This is a genomic window from Vibrio sp. ER1A, from assembly GCF_000733315.1.
In the GTDB taxonomy this organism is placed as follows: Bacteria; Pseudomonadota; Gammaproteobacteria; order Enterobacterales; family Vibrionaceae; genus Vibrio; species Vibrio mediterranei.
On the sequence record NZ_JPJA01000039.1, the window covers coordinates 1 to 4,134 of the forward strand.

At 44.0% G+C, this 4,134-nt stretch carries 3 protein-coding genes; all 3 read left to right on the forward strand.

Annotated elements, in window-relative coordinates; all coding sequences use genetic code 11:
- Positions 1-96 precede the first annotated feature (96 nt).
- The 3 genes from HW45_RS04005 to HW45_RS04015 all read left to right on the forward strand — a co-directional run bounded on the left by HW45_RS04005 (position 97) and on the right by HW45_RS04015 (position 3,719).
- A complete protein-coding gene (locus HW45_RS04005; protein ID WP_016151373.1) occupies positions 97-339 on the forward strand; it encodes a type II toxin-antitoxin system ParD family antitoxin in 243 nt (80 codons plus the stop codon).
- Positions 332-631, forward strand: coding sequence for a type II toxin-antitoxin system RelE/ParE family toxin (locus HW45_RS04010; RefSeq protein ID WP_017818860.1), 300 nt, complete (start codon positions 332-334; stop codon positions 629-631). The genes HW45_RS04005 and HW45_RS04010 overlap by 8 nt, the downstream gene beginning before the upstream one ends.
- An 82-nt stretch (positions 632-713) precedes the next feature.
- Complete coding sequence (locus HW45_RS04015) at positions 714-3,719, forward strand: Tn3 family transposase (RefSeq protein WP_038225006.1); 3,006 nt, start codon at positions 714-716, stop codon at positions 3,717-3,719.
- The last annotated feature ends 415 nt before the right edge of the window (positions 3,720-4,134 follow it).

Below are 4,134 nucleotides of genomic sequence, written 5' to 3' on the forward strand. Positions count from 1 at the left end.
GGTATACTTTATTGTCATACGAAGATCATGATTTGATTTTGAATTTTAGTTAACCTATTATTGGCGTGTTAATTATTCACACAAGTAGGTGGAAATATGTCACGCACAACTAGTGTTACGATTGGGTCTCAGCTAGATGAGTTTGTCGGCCAACTCATAGCGACTGGTCGCTATGGCTCAACAAGCGAAGTGGTTCGTTCTGCATTGCGGCTACTCGAAAGGCAAGAGAAACAAACCACGGCTCTAAAAATGGCGATTGAAGCCGGAGAGCAGAGTGGTCAATGCTCATTATCACTTCATGACATTGCGACTAAAGTAAAGCAGAGACACAATGTATAAACTTTCCAACCTCGCCGCAGAAGACTTTGAGCATATCTTTGAATACACCCTATTGAACTTTGGCATAGAGCAAGCGGATGCTTATACAGAAAGTATGCATGACGTTTTGCTAACGCTTGCAGAACAACCTTTGATGGGTTACGAGTGCCCTGAAATTGCCGAAGGGCTTCGCCGCCACGATCACCATAAACATGCTATTTTTTATCGCTCACAACCTCATAGTGTTTACATAATCCGTATTCTTCATCAGCAAATGGAACCATTGCGGCATTTCCATCCAGATATTTATTAAAGTTCTTCATGGCTACATGCCGGAAATGGGAAAACAATACGTCACTGATTTGAGTTTGTGTAACCAATAAGAGGTTCTGGCTATGCCCGTAGATTTTTTAACCACTGAACAAAAAAATAGTTACGGGCAACTTAATGGGGAGCCGAATGATGTTCAATTGGCGCGGTATTTCCATTTGGACGAGGCTGATTTAGCTTTTATTACACAAAGACGTGGTGAACACAATCGATTTGGAGTCGCTCTGCAATTAGGTTGTGTTCGCTTTCTTGGTACTTTCTTAATCGATTTAAGTCAAGTCCCAACGAATACCCAATGGTTTGTCGCAAGGCAACTGAATATAACCAATATTGGTATTTTGTCTGATTATTCTCAGCGCGAAACCACACGCCGCGAGCATACCGCTCTTATCCGCAATCAATATGGTTATCGTGAGTTTGTTTGGCCGTGGTCATTCCGGTTATCCCGCCTCCTCTATAGCCGGAGTTGGATCAGTAATGAACGCCCGAGTTTACTGTTTGATTTAGCTACCGGATGGCTGGTCCAACACAAAATCCTTTTGCCAGGTGCGTCAACGTTAACGCGCTTGATTTCACAAATCAGAGACCGAGCAGAAAACCGATTGTGGCAGCAACTATCCAGCCTCCCAAATTCGGAGCAGCAAGCTAGATTGGACTCCTTACTACAAATTCCTGAAACAGCCAGAACATCACACTTCGACCGTTTTCGTAAGGGGCCGGTCAATGTCAGTGGCCCTGCATTTAATGAGGCCATTGAACGTTACAAAGCACTTCAAACCTATGGGATAACTGACCTGGATTTTACTGGTATTCCTCCCGTCCGGTTTAAGCATATTGCCCGCCATGCTGGAATGATCTCAGCATACAAAATAGGCCGTATGCCGGAGACTAAACGTACTGCGATACTCGTGGCTTTTGTGAAAGCCTATGAAATTATTGCATTAGATGAAGCATTGGATGTACTGGATCTTTTGATTACCAACATCGCTGGCGAAGCGAAGAAATTAGGACAGAAAAAGCGTCTTCGTACACTGAAAGATTTAGATAAATCTGCACTAGCTTTAGCCAAAGTTTGTGCTCTGCTGCTAGACGACAACTTAGATGATGAGTCGCTACGTCCGTCAGTCTTTGCTAAATTTTCACGGGAAAAGCTAGCGCAATCTATTTCTACCGTACACGAGTTAGCCCGACCTTATGATGACAATTTTCATGAAGAGATGGTTGAACAGTACGGGCGAGTTCGGCGTTTTCTACCAAAACTGCTCCGTGATATCGAATTTTCCGCCGCTCCTGCGGGAGACAAAACGCTTGAAGTTCACCAGTACTTAGCGCAACTACTCGACTCAAAAAAACAAATTCTTGATGATGCGCCAATGGATATCGTATCTAATTCATGGAAGCGATTGGTATTAGATAAAGATGGTCGGGTGACTAAACGAGGCTACACACTGTGTTTTTTGGATAAATTACAGGATAGCTTGCGCCGACGAGATATCTATGTCGAAAACAGCGATCGCTGGGGCGATCCGAGAGCCAAACTTTTGCAGGGGAAAGAGTGGCAGTCCAACCGAATTCAGGTCTGTCGATCACTGGGACATCCGCTAAACGCGAAAGAAGCCATCGATGCGTTAGTCAGGCAACTGGATACAACCTATCATCAGGTTGCCGCAAATTTTGACGATAATGGTTCGGTGGATATTGATATCTCGGGGAAACGACCGGCTCTGACCATCACAAATATTGATAGACTGGATAACCCTCCGAGTTTACAAGGCTTATCCAAACAAGTGGAGGCGCTACTTCCTGCCATAGACCTCACAGAACTGCTACTTGAAATCAATGCTCATACTGGCTTTGCCGATGAGTTTACCCATATTAGCGAATCCAATGCTCGTGCTAATGATTTAACGGTAAGTATCTGCGCCGTGTTACTGTCCGAAGCTTGCAATATCGGCTTAGAGCCACTGATAAAATCTCATATCCCCGCCTTGACCAGACACCGACTCAGTTGGGTTAAACAAAATTATTTACGTGCTGAAACGTTAGTAAAAGCCAATGCGAAACTTGTCGATTTTCAGTCTACTCTTGCGCTAGCTAAGCATTGGGGCGGAGGAGAAGTTGCCTCTGCTGACGGGATGCGATTTATCACACCAGTAAGAACCGTCAATTCAGGAGCAAACCGAAAATACTTTGGTTCCAGCCGTGGTATCACATGGTATAACTTCATCTCCGATCAATTTTCTGGATTTCACGGAATCGTTATACCAGGAACACTACGAGACTCCATATTCGTATTGGAAGGATTACTGGAACAGCAAACCGGATTAAACCCCACTGAGATCATGACGGATACCGCCGGAGCCAGTGACATGGTATTTGGTTTATTCTGGTTGTTGGGGTATCAATTTTCGCCACGATTAGCCGATGCGGGTGAATCGGTATTTTGGCGTGTAGATAAAGAAGCGGATTACGGCGTACTCGATGAGCTAGCTCGGAGCTGCGTAAATCCTCAAAAAATTGAGCTTCACTGGGATGACATGATGCGTATTGCCGGCTCTCTTAAACTAGGGAAAGTGCAGGCATCAGAACTGATTCGGTCATTACTCAAAAGTGACCGTCCATCAAGTCTGGCCCAAGCCATTATCGAAGCTGGCCGTATCAATAAGACATTATATTTACTGAATTACAGCGATGACGAAGACTATCGACGCAGAATTCTAACCCAATTAAACCGAGGCGAAAGTCGTCATGCCGTAGCCAGAGCCATTTGTCACGGTCAACGCGGTGAAATCCGCAAACGTTACCGAGAAGGGCAAGAAGATCAATTGGGTTCGCTTGGCTTAGTCACTAATGCCGTTGTACTGTGGAACACCATGTATATGCAAGCTGCATTAGAGCACATAGAACGGCAAGGTGAAACACTAAAAGATGAAGACATTGCAAGGCTATCACCACTCAGTCATAAGCATGTAAATATGTTGGGGCATTACTCATTTACATTGACCGAACAGGTTTTAAATGGTGAGTTAAGACCGCTTAAACAGCTGACAGATCAGGAAGATTTTGCTTAGCGTACGTTTTCGTTCCATTGGGCTTCAGACCCCTTTATCTAGATAGTGACCCAGCGATTGAAAACAATGAGGATTTCTTTGCATTGAGAGAACGTAGACCAAATTGGTCTTTTGATATGTGTGCAGTCTATTGGAAATTTGCGGTAGAACTTACAAATCGACCTTTTACAGACCAGCCAAGTAGTGAGGTAGAATCAATCGTCCGACATGTCGCTAGGTGTGCTTACACAAAATTCCAGTCAGAGTACGACAGATTGTATTAACTGATTACGAAAGAGTATCGATATAAGCGCCATTTGTATTCAGTGGCGCTTTTTTTATTTTAATACAAACACTTAACTCTCTTAACGTTGTTTTCTGTTCCATTGGTGCTCAAACCCCGTATAGAGAAGGAGCTATCAAACTTGGGGAAGGT